16 protein-coding genes are annotated in these 16,985 nt (G+C 62.5%); 6 read left to right on the forward strand and 10 right to left on the reverse strand.

The window, feature by feature from the left end:
• Positions 1 to 64: 64 nt before the first annotated feature.
• Entirely contained in the window at positions 65 to 814 is a 750-nt protein-coding gene (locus tag HNO86_RS23445; RefSeq protein WP_175379304.1) for a creatininase family protein, read from the reverse strand.
• Positions 815 to 860: 46 nt separating this feature from the next.
• Positions 861 to 2,174, reverse strand: coding sequence for an MFS transporter (locus HNO86_RS23450; protein WP_175379305.1), 1,314 nt, complete (start codon positions 2,172 to 2,174; stop codon positions 861 to 863).
• Positions 2,175 to 2,305: 131 nt separating this feature from the next.
• On the opposite strand from HNO86_RS23450, the gene HNO86_RS23455 reads away from it, so the two are divergent.
• Complete coding sequence (locus HNO86_RS23455) at positions 2,306 to 3,223, forward strand: LysR family transcriptional regulator (RefSeq protein ID WP_175379306.1); 918 nt, start codon at positions 2,306 to 2,308, stop codon at positions 3,221 to 3,223.
• A 3-nt stretch (positions 3,224 to 3,226) separates the two neighbouring features.
• Here the strand turns inward: HNO86_RS23455 and HNO86_RS23460 are convergent, their stop codons facing one another.
• Complete coding sequence (locus HNO86_RS23460) at positions 3,227 to 4,135, reverse strand: LysR substrate-binding domain-containing protein (RefSeq protein ID WP_175379307.1); 909 nt, start codon at positions 4,133 to 4,135, stop codon at positions 3,227 to 3,229.
• Positions 4,136 to 4,312: 177 nt separating this feature from the next.
• On the opposite strand from HNO86_RS23460, the gene HNO86_RS23465 reads away from it, so the two are divergent.
• Positions 4,313 to 5,518: an MFS transporter gene (locus HNO86_RS23465; RefSeq protein WP_175379308.1), complete on the forward strand. Its 1,206-nt coding sequence runs from the start codon at positions 4,313 to 4,315 to the stop codon at positions 5,516 to 5,518.
• A 118-nt stretch (positions 5,519 to 5,636) separates the two neighbouring features.
• The gene (gene yghU / locus HNO86_RS23470; protein WP_175379309.1) at positions 5,637 to 6,476 is read left to right on the forward strand and encodes a glutathione-dependent disulfide-bond oxidoreductase; all 840 of its coding nucleotides are present in this window, start codon (positions 5,637 to 5,639) and stop codon (positions 6,474 to 6,476) included.
• A gap of 134 nt (positions 6,477 to 6,610) precedes the next feature.
• Here the strand turns inward: yghU and HNO86_RS23475 are convergent, their stop codons facing one another.
• The 7 genes from HNO86_RS23475 to HNO86_RS23505 all read right to left on the reverse strand — a co-directional run bounded on the left by HNO86_RS23475 (position 6,611) and on the right by HNO86_RS23505 (position 13,552).
• On the reverse strand, positions 6,611 to 6,985 hold the full coding sequence (locus HNO86_RS23475; RefSeq protein ID WP_175379310.1) for a cytochrome c3 family protein: 375 nt from the start codon (positions 6,983 to 6,985) through the stop codon (positions 6,611 to 6,613).
• Positions 6,982 to 7,692, reverse strand: a complete 711-nt coding sequence (locus tag HNO86_RS23480) for a ferric reductase-like transmembrane domain-containing protein (protein WP_175379311.1) — start codon at positions 7,690 to 7,692, stop codon at positions 6,982 to 6,984. Before HNO86_RS23480 ends, HNO86_RS23475 begins: the two co-directional genes overlap by 4 nt.
• Positions 7,693 to 8,062: 370 nt before the next feature.
• Positions 8,063 to 8,446 carry a VOC family protein gene (locus HNO86_RS23485; protein ID WP_175379312.1) on the reverse strand — a complete coding sequence of 128 codons (384 nt, stop codon included), beginning with the start codon at positions 8,444 to 8,446 and terminating at the stop codon, positions 8,063 to 8,065.
• Positions 8,447 to 8,499: 53 nt separating this feature from the next.
• Positions 8,500 to 9,297, reverse strand: a complete 798-nt coding sequence (locus HNO86_RS23490; protein WP_175379313.1) for a transporter substrate-binding domain-containing protein — start codon at positions 9,295 to 9,297, stop codon at positions 8,500 to 8,502.
• A 45-nt stretch (positions 9,298 to 9,342) separates the two neighbouring features.
• Positions 9,343 to 10,512 (reverse strand): FAD-binding oxidoreductase, encoded by a 1,170-nt coding sequence (locus HNO86_RS23495; RefSeq protein WP_175379314.1) that lies wholly within the window; start codon positions 10,510 to 10,512, stop codon positions 9,343 to 9,345.
• 4 nt (positions 10,513 to 10,516) lie between these two features.
• Positions 10,517 to 12,163: an FAD-dependent oxidoreductase gene (locus HNO86_RS23500; protein WP_175379315.1), complete on the reverse strand. Its 1,647-nt coding sequence runs from the start codon at positions 12,161 to 12,163 to the stop codon at positions 10,517 to 10,519.
• Between the two features lie 42 nt (positions 12,164 to 12,205).
• A complete protein-coding gene (locus HNO86_RS23505) occupies positions 12,206 to 13,552 on the reverse strand; it encodes an FAD-binding oxidoreductase (protein ID WP_175379316.1) in 1,347 nt (448 codons plus the stop codon).
• 127 nt (positions 13,553 to 13,679) lie between these two features.
• On the opposite strand from HNO86_RS23505, the gene HNO86_RS23510 reads away from it, so the two are divergent.
• The 3 genes from HNO86_RS23510 to HNO86_RS23520 all read left to right on the forward strand — a co-directional run bounded on the left by HNO86_RS23510 (position 13,680) and on the right by HNO86_RS23520 (position 16,509).
• Positions 13,680 to 14,555 (forward strand): LysR substrate-binding domain-containing protein, encoded by an 876-nt coding sequence (locus HNO86_RS23510; protein ID WP_175379317.1) that lies wholly within the window; start codon positions 13,680 to 13,682, stop codon positions 14,553 to 14,555.
• 271 nt (positions 14,556 to 14,826) lie between these two features.
• A complete protein-coding gene (locus HNO86_RS23515) occupies positions 14,827 to 15,768 on the forward strand; it encodes an MBL fold metallo-hydrolase (RefSeq protein WP_175379318.1) in 942 nt (313 codons plus the stop codon).
• 225 nt (positions 15,769 to 15,993) lie between these two features.
• A complete protein-coding gene (locus HNO86_RS23520; protein ID WP_175379319.1) occupies positions 15,994 to 16,509 on the forward strand; it encodes a hypothetical protein in 516 nt (171 codons plus the stop codon).
• The last annotated feature ends 476 nt before the right edge of the window (positions 16,510 to 16,985 follow it).

The raw sequence follows: 16,985 nt of genomic DNA on the forward strand, positions 1-16,985 counted from the left end.
GCAACGCCTTAATGCCAGTCAGATAAGCCCCCTCGCCACAAAAGGCCCCATTCCAATCCGGTTTTTAGCCCGCTTTGGACTCCCGGCTAAACGCCGCCACCTCCTGCACCAACCCCTGCGCCGCCAGCATCACCAGTTCACGGCCTTTTTCCGGAGTCGCCAGCGCCGGGTCCGACCCCATGCGACCATCCGGATGACGGGCGCGGAAGTCGGCGGCTTCGCGGATCGGGCCCCAGTTGGCGATTTGGGGCGAGTAGTCGGCGGTCTTGATGGCGTCCGGGTAGGCCCACTGGGTGACGGCGATTTCCGAGGGGGTCGCATGCACGCCGTGGCCGGTGGGGAACTGCTGTTTGGCCAGTTCGTTCACCCCTTCCAGGTCCCACCAGTTGCACAGCTTCAAGGCGAAGCCCGCAGGACGCTTGGCGAAGCTGGCTTCGGCGTAGATTTCCGAGAACGCCGCTTCGATCGACGCGACGTTACCGCCGTGGCCATTGAGGAACAGGATCTTTTCGAAGCCGTGGGCCGCCAGCGAGCGCACCCAGTCACCGATCGCCGCCATGAAGGTCGAAGGACGCAGGGAAATGGTGCCCGGGAAACCCAGGTGGTGCTGCGCCATGCCGATATTGAAGGTCGGCGCGATCAGGATGTCGGCCTCTTTTTGCGCCTGGCGGGCGATGATTTCCGGGCACATCCAGTCAGTGCCCAAAAGGCCGGTCGGGCCGTGTTGTTCGTTCGAGCCGATGGGAATCACGATGGTGCGGCTGCGCTGGAGGAACTGTTCGATTTCGGCCCAGGTGGACATGTATAGCAGCATGGCAGTGCTCTCTTTCAAAGGTTCCTTACGGAACAGGAGGTTGGTTTCAACCGGCGCTGAACTCGGCGACGGGCGTTGGATGGGATGAAGATTTGTTGAACAGGACGATCAGGGTCGCACACAGCGCGGCACAGCCGACAGCGACGACGCCCAGGTTCATGGTGCCGGTGGCGGTTTTCGCCCAGCCGATCACCGCCGGCCCCCAGAACCCGCCGGACAGGCCGATGGTGTTGATGAAGGCAATACCGCCGGCGGCCGCTTCGCCCTTGATGTGTTCCGAGGGCATGGTCCAGAACACGGTGTAGGCCATGAACATCGCGGCGGTGGCCACCGACAGCAGGGCCAGCGACGGCAACACGTGCCCGGCGGCGAAGGGGAACATCAGCATCATCAAGGCGCCGATGCCCGCCGGTACCGCGCAGTGCAGGCGTCGCTCGCCCAACCGGTCGGAGCGGCGGCCGATGAAGTACATGCCGATGGCGGCGCCGATGTAGGGAATCGCCGCAAACCAGCCCAGTTGTTGCGTGTCATTGACGCCCTGGTCCCTGAGAATCGCCGGCAGCCAGAAGCTCATGGCGTAGATCGAGAAGATGATGCAGAAATAGGCCGATGCCAAGACATAGGTTTTCGGATCGCGCAGCACCGCCTTGAAGGAATGCGAGTGCCCTGCCGCTGTGCCGAGTTCCGAGGCCAGCAGTTGCTTCTCTTCAGTGCTCAGCCAGCGGGCGTCCGCCGGCCTGTTGGCCAGCACGAAGTAAGTGAGGACGCCGAGGAACACGCACGGCAGGCCCTCGATCAGGAACATCCATTGCCACCCCGCCATGCCACCGACACCCGCCAGCGTGGTCATCAGCCAGGCCGAGAGCGGCGCGCCGACGATGCCGCCGATGGGCCCGGCGATGAACACGATGGCGATGGCCCGTGCCATCCGCGTCGGGCCGTACCAGCAGGACAGGTAATAGATCATCCCCGGCGCGAACCCGGCCTCGAACACCCCCAGCAGAAAACGCATCACGTAAAAGGTCGGCACGTCGCGCACGAACAGCATGCAGGCCGAGGTGATGCCCCATAACACCAGGATGCGGCTGAAGGTCTTGCGCGCGCCGACCTTGGGCAGCATCAGGTTGCTGGGCAATTCGAACAGCACGTAGCCGAGGAAGAAGATCCCGGCGCCTGCGCCATAGGCGGCATCGGACAGGCCCAGGTCACTCTGCATCTGCAACTTGGCGAAACCGACATTGATCCGGTCCAGATAGGCGAAGACGTAGCAGATGAACAGCAATGGCAGCAGGCGCCAGTTGAGCTTGCGGTACAGGCCCGCCAGGGCGTCTGTTCTTGCCTCGGGAGTGAAGGTGGTCATGCGCGTCTCCAATTATTCTTGTTCACAGAGGTCGTGGGAGGGATGTTGCGCCGGCACCTTCAGACCAGCAAGAGCAACTAAGTTCGCGTATCGTTGCTCCATGAGCAACACTCGACTTGAGGGAAGACGATATGCGCGAGATCAACCAGCAACGGCTGCGGTATTTCCACGAAGTGCTGGTCCACGGTTCGATCCGTGGCGCGGCGGACAGCATCAACACCTCGCCTTCGGTGATCACCCGGCAGATCAAGCTGCTGGAAGAGGAACTGGGCGCGCAGCTGTTCGAGCGTCAGGCCCGGGGTGTGCAGCCGACCGAGGCGGCGGCGCATCTGCTGGAGTTCTGGCGCGGGTATCGCTCGCACCAGGAACGGCTCGAAGACCAGCTGCAGGCGATCAAGGGCCTGCAACAGGGCCATGTGCGGGTGGTGATCAGCGAGGGATATGTCGATGCCCTGGTCGACAACGTGCTGGCGCCGTTCTGCAAGCAGTACCCCAAGCTCGACGTGACCCTGGACATCCTGCCGGTGGACGATGTGCTCAGCGAAGTGGCGGAAAGCCGCGCGCACATAGGCCTGGCCTACAATCCGCCGCTGCACGCGCACATCGATTTCTGCGCCACCTCTTCGCAGCCGGTGATGCTGCTGGTGCGACCGGATCACCCGCTGGCCGTCCGGGGTGGCGTTGCCTCGGTGGAGGATGTCCTGGCCTGCCAGTTGGTGCTGACCCCCACCACCTTCGGCATCGGTCATGCGATCAAGATGCTCGAGTACGCCGAGAAGATCGAGATCCGTCCGGCGCTGGTCAGCAACTCGTTGGCGGCCCTCAAACGTCTGGTGGCGTCCGGGGATTTCGCTTCGTTGCTGGGGGAATACGCGGCCTATCGGGAGATTGCCCAGGGCAGCTTGACGGCGGTATTGGTGGACCATCCGCTGTTTCTCGGGGTCGAGGCCAAAGTGCTGGTGAAGTCCGGTCGAGCGCTGACCGCCCCGGCCCAGGAACTGCTCAACTGGATGCTGCAGCGCCTGCCGATGTTTGCCTGCGGCGAATGAACTTCAGGTGGCCGCGGACAACCCGGCGGCGGTCTCCACCAGCAACTGGCGGAACCATTTGTGCGCCGAATCGTTGCGATAACGCACGTGCCAGGCGATCTGCACCGGGAAGGTGCCCAGATCCACCGGGGCTTCCACCACCTTCAGGCGCGAGTCCTTGGCGATCTGCTTGCAGATCTGCCGAGGCAGGGTCGCGCAGTAATCGGTGACCGCGATGATCTCCGGCACCGCGAGAAAATGCGTCACCGAGATCGCCAGCTCGCGCCGCAGGCCCTGGCGGTCGAGGGCCTGGAACAGCCCTGCTCTGAGACGTCCCGGTGGCTGAATGTTGACGTGACGCAGCGACTCGTATTGTTCGCGCGACAGGCTGTCGCCGATGTCCGGATGGTCGGCCCGCACCACGCAGGCCAGGCTGTCGTCCATCAAGTGCTGGACGATCAGGTTGTCGGGCGGCTCGACGATGCGACCGAGCACCATGTCCGTGGTGCCGGAAATCGCCCCGGTTTCCGCCAGGTCATTGCCATAGGGCGACAGCGACATTTTGATCCCCGGCGCTTGCTCGCGCAGCCGGGCGACGATGCTGGGTACCAGTACCACTTCAACGTAGGTGTTCACGGCGATGTTGAGCTGGCGGGTCGCGGTCGCCGGATCGAAATGCTGCCGACCGATGAGCACCTCATCGAGCCGGGTCAGGCTTTCGACGATCACCGGGGCGATCTCTTCGGCGAACTGGGTCGGCTTGATGCCGTAGCGCTCGCGGATGAACAGCGGGTCCTGCAGGGTGTCGCGTAGCCGGTTGAGCGCGTTGGACAGTGCCGGCTGAGTGATGCCCAGACGCAGTGCGGCGCGGGTGACGCTGCGCTCTTCCATCAGCGCAATGAACACCGGCAACAGATTGAGATCGTAGCGCATGGGTTGCCACCGTCTGGATCGCAGGATTGAGCAGACATAATGCCATGTGAATATCTAACATCAAGCAAACAAACTTCTTGAATATCTCACCTTGAATCATAGTTGGGCCCATCCAGAAGGGGCTGCCGGAACCGGCAGTCGACTCGAAGCGGCTCAACTCAAATCAAGGTGATTCACATGACAGACACGCCATCTGCGAACAAGCTGACTCGTGCCCTTGCGCTGTTTGCCCTGGCCCTGGGCAGCTTCTGCATCGGCACCTCGGAATTTGCCAGCATGGGCATCATCCAGCTGTTTTCCGCCAGCCTCGGCATCGACGTACCCCAGGCCACCAACGCCATCACCGCTTACGCCCTGGGCGTGGTGATCGGCGCACCGGCGGTGACTCTGGCAGCGGCCCGGCTCAATCGCCGCACGCTGCTGCTGGCCTTGATGGCGCTGTTCGTGGTCGGCAATGTGCTGTCCGCCATCGCGACCGATCTGAATCTGCTGATGGCCGCGCGTTTCCTCAGCGGTCTGCCTCAGGGTGCCTACTTCGGCGCCGGCGCGATGGTGGCCTCGTACATCATGGGCCCCGGGCAGGAAGGCAAGGCGTTCGCCATCGTCATGACCGGGCTGACCATCGCGACCATCATCGGCTCGCCGCTGGCGACCTTTCTCGGTCAACACCTGGGCTGGCGTGAAACCTATCTGGCGGTGGCGGTGCTTTCCGGTCTGGCGCTGCTGGCGATCTTTCAGTGGCTGCCACGCAGCGAGGCGTTGAACGGTACGCCGATCATTCAGGAACTGTCGGCCCTGCGCACCGGCAGCGTCTGGGGAGTGATGGCGGTGGCGACGGCCGGCATTGCCAGCCTGTTCGCGGTCTACACCTTCATCGGCCCGATCATCACCGATGCGGCACACCTGGCCCCGGCGATGATCCCGGTGGCCCTGGCGATCTTCGGTCTGGGCATGACGGCGGGCAACAGCGTCGGTGGGCCGATGGCTGACCGTTATCCGATGCGCGGCATCGTGCTGGGCTTCGGCGTAGCGCTGGCGATGCTGGCGATCATCGCCACGGCCGGGCAAAACCCCTGGGTGCTGTTCCCTGCCCTGTTCGTCCTGGGTGCCGGCCTCATGGCGTCCCTGCCGACCCTGCAAGTACGCCTGACCAAACTGGCCCCGCAAGCACCTTCGCTGATGGGTGCCATGCTCCTGGCCGCGTGCAACCTGGGCAATGCCATCGGCGCGTGGGGCGGCAGCGCCTCGATCGATGCGGGTTATGGCCTGCTGTCCGCTGGCTGGGCGGGCTTTGCCATGACCCTGACCGGTCTGGTGCTGTTCGGCTTGACCCTGATCAACCGTCGCCCTGCGCCGATGGTCAATACCGCGACGGCCCTGTAGGAGCGAGCATGCTCGCGATGGAATCCGGGACGCCGCGGGGTGTCAGATGCCCAGCGGCTAGCCATTCGTCTTGTGTTATTTTCGTCGGCGATCAGCACATCACCAGGAGGTCCATTTCGTGAGCAAAAAGCCCTACGTTCCGCCCAAGGTCTGGAAACACGAAGCCCCGTCCGGCGGTCAGTTCGCCAACATCAACCGCCCGGTTGCCGGCCCTACCCATGACAAGACCCTGCCGGTGGGCAAGCAGCCTTTGCAGCTGTATTCGCTGGCCACGCCTAACGGCGTGAAGATCACCATCATGCTCGAGGAACTGCTGGCCCTGGGGCATTCCGGCGCCGAGTACGACGCCTGGCTGATCCGCATCGGCGAAGGGGATCAGTTTTCCAGCGGCTTTGTCGACATCAACCCGAATTCGAAAATCCCGGCCTTGCTGGACCGCAGCGCAGAGCCGCCGATCCGCGTGTTCGAGTCCGGTTCGATTCTTTTGTACCTGGCGGAAAAATTCGGCGCCTTCCTGCCCAAGGATCCTGCGGGGCGCACCGAGACCCTGAACTGGCTGTTCTGGCAGATGGGCTCGGCGCCGTATCTGGGGGGTGGTTTCGGGCATTTCTATGCCTATGCGCCGGAGAAATACGAGTACCCGATCAATCGCTTCACCATGGAGGCCAAGCGTCAGCTGGATGTTCTCGACCGTCGGCTTGCGCAAAGTGCCTATCTGGCTGGTGAGGAATACAGCATCGCCGATATTGCGGTGTGGCCGTGGTATGGGCAGTTGGTGCGGGACAAGGTGTACTCGGCGGCTGAGTTTCTCTCGGCTCATGAATACAAGCATGTGCAGCGTTGGGCCGAAGACATCGCCAAGCGGCCTGCGGTGGTGCGTGGTCAGCGGGTTAACCGAACCTGGGGCGATGAGGAAAGCCAGGTGCCTGAACGGCATCAGGCCAGTGATCTGGACTGAACGCCACCTGTACCTGTAGGAGCGAGGCTTGCCCGCGAATGCGCAGGGGCAGTCGAGGGAGATGCAGTCTGACACACCGCTTTCGCGGGCAAGCCTCGCTCCTACGGGTTGTGGTGTATGGAGAAAATCCCGGGTTACTCGGGCACACCTGACACGGGCTGGGCGTGACAGCGCTGACACTCTCGAACCGGGCCCGCCGCATGAAACACCTGTACCTGCTTCAGATGGCAATCTCGGCACAAGCCATGGAAATCCTGTTCGATGCGCTGCGCCAACGCAGGCGTCTTCTTGTGGCACAACACACAGCTGCGTTCCCCGGTGGGTGGCGAGGGTGCGTGGTCGGCGTAATCGTGGTGGCAGGTCAGGCAGTTCACCTTGCCGTGCAGTTGATGATTGAAATTCAGCGGCAGCAACGGGCGGTCCTGAAGCAACTGCCCGTGACCAGCGTTGAGCAAATAGCCCAGCCCTGCCGTCGCAATCAACACCCCAAAAAGATGCATGCGCTTCATAACGGCAAATCACTGTTGGCCAGCAGCGAATAACCGAGCGCCAGAGTTATGGCGATCACCACCATCCCTGCACACAACCAGCTGGCATAACTTGCGGTATGACGCCGCCTCGATCCGCCACCGCGCACCAATGCAGCCCGAGGCAACAGCGGCCTGAGGATCGCCGCGCCGATCAATCCCACCCAAAAGAACCACTTCCACAGCGCTGCGGTGTAGAAACCGGCGCTGAGCATATGCACGCTCACCAACACCAACATCAGCGCCCCCAGCCCGTAGTGCCAGAGTTTGAAATGCCGATGATTGCGCCACAGCTTTTTGCGAACGGCCGAGAGGCTGGTCGGCACGAGCACCAGCAACAACAGGGTCGCCAGGGTGCCGCTCAGCATGGGCCAGGTGGCTGATGGCTTGAGGTAGTCGACTACTTGCGGCTCGCTGATCAGCAGCACGCCCACATGCAACGCCAGCAACAGCGTGGCGGCGTAGCCGAGGTCGCGGTGCAGGTTCATGAAGAACTTGCCGTCGTAGTAAGGCTCGGAGAGCGGGCGACCGCTGTAGATGAACAGCGCAGCCAACAGAATGCCGGCCAGGAACCCTGCCCCATTGGCAAAATCCCAGGCAGGATCGATGCCCGGCATCGGGGTCATGAACAACAGCAGCACGAACGGCAGTGTGACCAGCAGGGTCAGACGAAGCAGCAATGCAACCACGCTCAGCCTCCTGCCGGGTAGTACCTTGGGACATTACTTCAGCTTCGGATTATCGCCGGGATGGTTGCGAGGCCTTTGAGTCTGGCTGCCAGGTGTGTTGTTGAGCGTGACAATTTGCGCAAGGCAAAAAACTGTGGGAGCGAGCCTGCTCGCGATAAAGCATTGGACGCCGCGGGGTGCTGGTTTTGCGCATTATCGTTGGCGACCATCGCGAGCAGGCTCGCTCCTACAGGTTTCTCCTTGTGGGAGCGGGCTTGCTCGCGAAAGCGTGGTGTCAGGCAACACAGATGTCGACCGGGAGTCCGCATTCGCGAGCAAGTCGAATCGTCGCACCGCCGCTCCCACAGGGGGATTGTGCATGTCTCAGAGGTTACGCAGGCTTGAAGCAGTACGCCGCGAGCTTGTTGCCATCCAGATCCCGGGCATACGCAGCATAGGCATTCGGCGCCCAACCCCGCGGCCCCGGTTCGCCTTCGCAAGTGCCGCCACCGGCCAGTGCCGCCGCATGAAACGCATCAATCGCCGCACGATCCGGCGCTTCGAAGCTCACGGTCACGCCATTGCCCACAGTCGCCGGCGCACCGTTGGCGGGCTTGAGCACGAAGAACGATGGCGCACTCTCACCCCATATCGAGCCGTTGTCTTCCAGGTCAGCGATGCGTTTCTGGCCAAGGGCGCCGAGCACCTTGTCGTAAAAGGTGCGGGCTTTTTGCAGATCGTTGGTACCGACAGTGACGTGAGTGAAAACGCTCATTTTTATGCTCTCGTGGGTAGATCCAGGGTGGATGAGTGGGGTTGCTTCAGCTTTCAGTGCGGCCACAGATCGATCGGGAAGTACTTCTGCGATATCTGCGTGTACTTGCCCGATTCATATAACTGGGTCAGCGCCTGATCGATCTGGGTCTTGAGCTCGACGTCGCTCTTGCGCAGCCCCGCGCCGACGCCAAGGCCATATTTGAGCGGGTCCATCTTCACGCTGCCGGTGCCCTTCTCCTCGAACGCCGAGCCGTCCTGGGACTTGAGGAATTCGATGTCGCCCAGCTTGTCGAGGAACATCACATCGATGCGCCCCGCAATCAGGTCGGCGTTGCAGTCGTCCTGGGTGTTGTAGATGCGGATGTCGGAGGTTTTGCCATAGGCGGTGCGGATGAATTCGGCGTTGGTGGTCGAGCCCTGCACGCCGATGGCCTTGCCGGCGAGACCTTCGGGCGTCAGGGTCACATCGATGTCCTTGGCCGCGACGAAAATGCCGGTGGTTTCATAGTAGGGACGGGAAAACGCGATCACCTTCTGCCGCTCGGGACTGATGCCCATCGAGTTGAACAGCACGTCGAACTTGTTGGCGATCAACGCCGGAATGATGCCGTCCCACGCCACTTCCTTGATCTCGCACTCGGCCTTCATCTGCTCGCACAGTGCACGGATCAGGTCCGGTTCAAAGCCGGTGAATTGCCCTGTAGGCGTCTTCACCAGGAACGGCGGGTACGGCTCGGCGGCCACGCCAAATCGCAGTTTCTCCTGCGCCGCGCTGGCGGGCGCGGTGAAGGCACACAATGTCAGGCCGAGGGAGGCCGCCAGGGTCAGGTTGCGCAGTATTCGTTTCATGGTCGATCCTTTTTTTATTGGAGGATGGATTCGAAGAACGTCTTTCTATGCCGCCGGCATCGGCAGCGGCAACCAGCCCTGAATGGCCTGCCAGTCAGATTCGAGGGCGCTGAAACGCGAGAGTGAGAACGTGGAAAGATCGGCGAAACTGCACTTACCGTCCACGACCAGGTCGCGAATGGCATGACCGCTCGCCGGAGAAAGCCCGAAGCCGACACCGGACATGGTGGCGACGGTGAGATTGTCCAGCGCAGCGGGCCGATCGATGACCGGACGCCCGTCCGGGGTATTTTCGATGAACCCTGCCCAGCTGCGGATCACCCGCTTGTGGGCGACCTTGGGGAACAGCTCGGCCAGGCGTTTGGCGATGTTGCATTGCAGCGGCGTCGATTGCGGCCGGGTATCGTGCAAATCCGCCAGGTCGACCCACTCATGGGGCCCGCCACCGTAAGCCAGGTTGCCGCGCAAGGTCTGCCGGCCATACAGGCCGTTGCCATCGACGCCGCCCACTTCAAGTAACGGCAGCGGCTCGGTGACGATCATTTCCGCCCGCGCGGTCACCAGTGGAATCTCCACGCCCAGCTGCGCCGCCAGCACCCCGGTGTGCGGCCCTGCGGCAATCACCAGATGATCACAGGAAATCAGGCCTTGGGCAGTGCGCACGCCGGTCACCCGGTCGCCGTCCCGCACCACCTCAACCACCGGCGTATGTTCAAGCACACGCCCACCCAGGTTCTGCAGCGCCCAGGCATAAGCCTGCAAGGTGCGGTGCGGATTGGCATGGCCGCCGAAGTGGTAGTAGAAACCGGCCAGCACGTTGTCGCCGGCAAAAGGCACCAGTTCGCGCACCTGCCGCGGGTCCAGCAGATCAACCTGCAAGCCATACCAGGCCGCTTCGTTCACCACCTTCTGGTCGAGGGAAACCTGGTGCTCGGTGAGATCGATACTGATGCGGTCCGGACGATATTCGGTGGGATAACCCAGCAATTCGTCCATCATCGGCCACAGCCTTTGCTCTTCGACAAACAGCGGGCTGTGGTGATGGGAACAGCCGCCGCCGTTGCGCCCCGAAGCGCCCCAGCCGATCAGGCCGGCTTCGAGCACCAGCACGTCGACGCCATCCCGGGCCAGCCACCACGCGGCGCTCAGACCGGTGACGCCGCCACCGACGATGACCACGGATGCGCTGGAGGCGGATTTTTTAACGGTTTGCATGGTGTCAGCCCTCGTGGTTCAGCGCGGTGGATTGAGGCTCGGTTTCAGGTCGACGCCTGGCGACGGTCTGCTCGCCGGCGCACAGCCAGAACGGCGTCCACTGCGACGGCATGTCGAACCAGGCATCCCAACGACTGTTCATCTGCGGTGTTTCCTCGACCTGCCCCGCCTGATGCATCGACAGCGGCCGTACCGGCGGACGGAACGACGCCAGCGCAATGGCCTCGACACTCAGGCCGGCGCCCAGGCCCAGTAAGGCCGCCACCTGTTCACGGCAACGGCGGCCCTGACACGGGCCCATGCAGGCGCGGGTCAGGCGCTTGGTCACGTCCGGGTTGGGCGTATCGTTGTGCATGGTGATTTCCAGCGACGCCTCGACGGGCGTCCATTGCAGGTATCGCGGCGGTTGCTGTCCGAGAATCTCGTGGGCGGTCACCTCTTCACACTGGCAGACGAAGGGCTGGTTCTGTGCGTGCAGCGTGGTTGCCCGGACCCAGGCCGTGCGGTTGGCGGCAATGTCGCAGATCGGTTGGTCGGGAATCGATGGTTGCTCATCCGGCGCGATGACCGCACCGAGCGCGAGCAACGCGGTGTGCGCGGCGATCCGGCCTTCGCGCCGGGCAATGTCCTCGTCGAGGCTTTTCGACGGCCAGACGCCAGCGCAATCGCCAGCCACCAGCACGAAGGGCAACGAGGTGCGTTGCGCAGGGTCGATATCGGGTACGTGACCGCCACGGCTGGCCTGGAATGACATGCGGCAACCCGTGGCTTCCACCAGTTCGATGGCGGGGATGGCTGCCACACCGAGCAGCACCGTGTCGCACTCGATTTCGATCAGTGAGCCCTCAAGCGGGCGGCCCTCGGTGTCGATCGCCACCGCTTTTATGCCCTTGACCCCGAATCCGTCGCCAAGCGCCTCACGCACCACATGTCGGGTCAGCAGCTGAGCGCCCTGCTCTACCAGTTGATTCAGCAGCGTTTGATCGCCACTGACCTGCGCAGCCTGTTCGATGATCGCCGCAATCTGCACGCCGCTGGCGACCAACGCCTGAGCCGTGACCAGCGCCTGGGTATCGCTACCGACCAGCACCGCACGCTTGGCGTCCAGCGCCTGATAAACCGTCGCCAACCGATGTGCCGCACTGACGCCCATCACACCGGGTCGATCCCAGCCGTCGAACGCCAGGCCCATGTCGCGCCGGCCCGCGGCGACGATCACCTGCTTGAAGCGCAGCAGCCAGGCGTTTTCTTCATCGGCCAGACCCGCCACGGCGCCATCGATCCACGCGGCGGTGGGTTGCTGAGCAAACAGCCCCCAGACCGCCGTGCCGAGCCGCACATCGACGCCGGCCTCAAGCGCCTCGGAAATGTCCGGACGGGCATCGAGCAGGGTCTGCAGCACGCTGTTGCGGTTGGACACCGCCGCGCCCATTCGCCCGCCGAAATGCAGCGGCACTTCTTCGCCCATGGTTTCCAGTGGCACCGGATTTTCATCCACCAGGGTGACCCGCAGGCCATGGCCGATGGCGGTCAACGCCGCCTCCAGCCCCGCAGGCCCCGCGCCGATGATCAGGATGTCAGTCTCGTCGTTGATCGGCGGTGCCTTGCCCGCCACCGAGGCCGGGTCGTAGTAGTTGTTAGTTGTAGTCACCGAATTTCCCCTTCAGGTCAGCACGTGGACAGGAGCAAACGACTAGAACAGCGATGAAGGCGGCTTGACGTCGCCTTCGGCGAAACGCGACAGGCGCAGCTGGCGCATGTCCAGGCCCGGATCGCCCTTGTCGATCCAGTCCGCCAGGGTCTTGCCCACGATCGGCCCCATGGCGAAACCGTGGCCGCAGAACCCGGTGGCGATCGCCAGGCCCCGGGGTGAGGTCTGTGCGTCGATCACCGGGATGCCGTCGGGCAGCACGTCGATGGCCCCCGCCCAGCGGTCGGCGATCTGCGTATTGACCTGACCGGGGAACGCCGCCTTGAGCGAGCGCATGGCGGTGCCCAGGCCCTTCTCGTTGGGCTTGATCAGCGGGTTGCGCTCATGGATGCCCTCGCCCAGGCGCGAGGCTTGCGACCAGGGCATGCGCTGGTGCAGGTCGGTCAGGCAGGCGCCGTTGAGGTTGAAACGAAACGACTTGCGGTGCGCCCACAGTGACGGCGCATACCAATGCAGGGCGCGCAGGTGACCGAGGGTCATGTCGACGTCGACATGGGCGTCGTCGGCGATGTTGAAACTGCCGTCCAGGCGCTGGCGGAAACCCACGCCATTGGCGATGGTGGAAATGCCGCTCAGGGTCGGCCCGGCGGTGGTTCGGGCCACCGTGCCGCGCACCAGTTGTTGCGGCAGTTCGATGCCGAGCATCCGCAGCAAGCGAAAGGTGGTGACGCCAGCGGCGCAGATCACGGTTTTGGCCTTCACATAACCGCGCTCGGTTTCCACCCCCACCACTTGGCCGGCGGCGACATCGATGCCTCGGGCACCACAGTGTTCCACCAGTTGCGCACCCAGTTCCCGGGCACGCATGGCGAAGGCCCGCGCCACCAGCGTGGGTTCGGCCTGACCGTCGCTGGCGGTGAAAATCCCTCCCAGCTGCGGCACGGCGTAACCTGGCAGCTTGTCGAGCACTTGCCGGGGCGACAGCATCACGGTGTCCATCGAAAAACTGCGCGCGACGCTCAGCCAGGAGGCGTAGCCCTCGCGTTCTTCCTCGTTGCCGGCGACGAACAGGCAGCCGTCGTTGCGCCAGCCCAGGTCGGTTTGCAGTTCACGCTCCAGCGAACGCCAGAGGCCGATGCTGGCCTGCATCAGCGGCACTTCGGCCTCGTCCCGCGATTGCTGACGCACGAAACCCCAGGCCCGGGAGGACTGCTGACCGGCCAGCAGGCTTTTTTCCAGCAGCAGCACCTTGCTGCCCGCCTTGCTCAGGTAATACGCGCTGGCACAGCCCATCAGGCCGCCGCCGATGATCACCACATCGACTTCATGGGGCAGTGGATGGTCCTGAGACGCCGATACACCGGCCAAAGCTGCAACTGGAGTGTTCATGAGGGAAATCGCCGAGTTGAGAATGACGCGTAGCGCAGCGTCGAGGTTTGAGCTAAGAATGTGCCCCGGCACACTGAAATTACAGTGATGTCTGCGCATTAATTCCATGTGAGGAACGCATAGAAACATGAGCCGCCAACTGCCCTCGATCGAGCTTTTGCAGGCATTCCTGACGGTTGCCAAGACCGGTAACTTCGGCAAGGCGGGCGAGCAGCTCAACCTCAGCCAGAGCGCGGTGAGCCGTCAGGTCGCGCAGCTGGAAGCGCGCCTGGATACCCGTCTGTTCGAACGGCACACCCGCCGGATCGTGCTGACCGCCGAAGGCCGCTCGCTGGTGCCGGTGGCCGAACAGGTCATCGGTCTGCTGTCGGATGCCTCGCACATGCTCTCCACCGTGGGCCGCAGCGTCAGCCTGCGGGCGCATCCGACCATGGCCGCGCGCTGGTTGATTCCCAGGCTGACGGCGTTCTATCGCGAGCATCCGCAGGTGACCGTCAGCGTCGACACGGTGTATCACCGCTTCCCGGATTTCGCCTTCGAATCGGTGGACGCGATGATCGCCTACGGCACCGCCACCTGGCCCGACTTCGAGGCACTGGAGTTGTGGGAGGAAGAATTGATTCCGGTGTGCTCGCCGCTGCTTCTGGAGGGCACGACAGCGCAGGAGCTGCTCAAGACCGCGCGACTGGTGGACTCGAGCATGGATCGCCTGGATTGGCGGCGGTGGGAAGAGTACTACCCGGATTCGATCGGGCCGGATAATGCGCATCTGACCTTCGACACGTTGGAGTCGGCGATTGTCGCGGTGAAGTGTGGTCAGGGGATTGCGCTTGTCGATGCGGTGTTGACCCAGGATGAATTGCGCAATGGGCAGTTGGTGCGGGTGCATGACGGGCGCATTGTGACGGGTGGGCGGTATACGCTGGTGTATCCGCGGCGGGTGAAACACTCGAGCGGGTTTGCCGAATTCCTGAGCTGGCTGGAAAACCTGCAAAACGGCTAACGACCCTACGCAAAACCCACGGTCATGGGGTGCCGGAGGCAGGGCGAGAACCTGTGGCGAGGGGGTTTACCCCCTCGCCACAGGTAAAGCGGCCGCCACAGGAACCGGTTGTGTCGGGTGTTTTTTTGAAGCGCGCCGACTTTTCCAACCGAAGTGCTTAGTGCCATCACGCTAAGGTGCATGCCCGCTATACCCCGGGATGATATCGATGCCGATCCCCTCCCCTCACACTCTCCCCATGGGCAAACCGCCCCTCACCAGGAGAGTGACCATGACTACCTACCTGAACCATTTCGCCCAGAAGTCTGAGGCTCAGCCTGTCTCGCAAGCCCAGGCGACCGAGTATCAGATCCCTTCGCGCTACGCCGTGCGGGTTGGTGATATCGATGTGATGGTGATCAGCGACGGCGTCCTGCCGCTGCCGACCGAAACCATGTCCACCAACGCCGACCCGCAAGCGCGCAAGGCGTGGTTCAAGCAAATGTTCCTGGGCCCCGACGCCTTCGACTGGGCGCTGAACGTGCTGGTGGTGCGCAGCGGCGAGCAGATCATCCTGGTCGACGCGGGCCTGGGCGGTCAGTTCCCCGGCTTCCCGCGCGCCGGGCAGTTCCCCAAACGCCTGGCGGCGGCCGGCATCGATCTGGCGTCCGTCACCGACATCGTGATCACCCACATGCACATGGACCACATCGGCGGGCTGCTGGTCGATGACGTGAAGAACAAACTGAGCCCGGACGTGCGCATCCACGTGGCGAAAACCGAGGTGGACTTCTGGGCCGAACCCGACTTCACCCACACCGACATGCCGGCACCGGTGCCGGACGTGCTGCGGGCAACCGCCAATGCCTTCATCAAAGAGTTTTCCAGCAAGGTACGCACCTTCGAAGACCAGCACGAAGTAGCGCCAGGCGTGGTCGCCAAAATGACCGGCGGCCACACCCCGGGACACTGCGTGGTCTACGTGCAATCCGGCGGAGAAAAGCTGACCTTCGCCGGTGACGCCCTGTTCCCGGTTGCCTTCGAACACCCGGATTGGCACAACGGCTTCGAACATGACCCAGAAGAATCGGTTCGCGTACGGGTCCGTCTGATGCAAGAAGCGGCGGCGAGCGGCGAGTTGTTTGTCGCCACGCACCTGCCCTTCCCGTCCGTTGGCCGAGTGGCGCTGGATGGTGATGCGTTTCGTTGGGTGGCGGCGTTCTGGGATTTCTAATCGTTAGCCGATGATTTAACGGGCGACGTGGTGAGGGGATTTATCCCCTCACCACTGAAAAGTGCAAGGCATAACTTTCGAGAACTATCTTTAGTTCAGTTTAATGGCACAGACAAATAACCCTGAATTCCCGCCAAACCCTGATTCCGCATTTGACTGACTATACGTTTTAAAAAACAATCCTCTAACTTGCCCCCCAAACTTTGCCGCACAGGACTGTACGACATGAATTCGATTACAGGGACTTCCTTTAACCACAATGCAACTCATACAAGAGAGTTGCTGTTGAACATACCGACAGCGCAACCGGTGAAAGCGGCCACCGAGCCAGCCACCGCACCAACGTCCATACCGCCCCGGGAATCGGTCAAGGTCAACCTGTCGCTGGAAGGCCTGAAAGCCTCTGCTTCATCCTCAGATACCAAGGCTTCGTCGGCAAAGGACGACGCCAAGATAGTGGAAAAAATCCGCAAGCAGATGCAGGAACTCCAGGAAAAAATCCAGGAACAACAGGCACAATTGCAAGCCGTAGAAGCCAACCGCAACCTGTCCCCCGAAGAAAAGGCGCAGCGCGTCAGTGCAATCAACCAGGTATTGGCCGGACTCAACAGCTCACTGGCAAGTGCCACCGCACAGTTGATGTTGGCACTTAAAGGAACACCAAAAATGGAAGGTGGCGATGCAATACAGCCAATGCCTTTCGTTCGCCATGAAGAAACAGCGCCGCCAACTAACAGCTGAACTTCCCCCTATCTTCATCGACACACTTCCCCCTGTAGGAGCTGTCGAGTGAAACGAGGCTGCGATCTTTTGATCCTGAAAATCAAAATCAAAAGATCGCAGCCTTCGGCAGCTCCTACATTTGGATTGGGGGCTAGGCACAAAATCCGTGAACGTCCCCGAGCCACTGTAGGAGCGAGCAGGCTCGCTCCTACAGTGGGTTTGGGTACATTCGTGAAATCGCGTCGGATACGAGGCCGCCTTCGCGGGCAAGCCTCGCTCCTACGGGAACGCGTTCGTACAGGGGAATGCGAACAGCCGTCCAACAGGTCGAGTGTCAGCTCGCCTCGAGCGCTTTTGCTTTGGCTTTTGATTTTGATCCACCCGCCCCTTCGGCAGGCTGAGTGGAGGCATTTATCCGGGGGGCAGGCGCGCAGCGCCCTGCGGCGAAGCCGCACACATCGAGAGGAGGTGCAGCGAAGCAAACCGGAGGCGAT

The organism is Pseudomonas sp. C1C7 (genome assembly GCF_013359595.1).
Taxonomy (GTDB): Bacteria; Pseudomonadota; Gammaproteobacteria; order Pseudomonadales; family Pseudomonadaceae; genus Aquipseudomonas.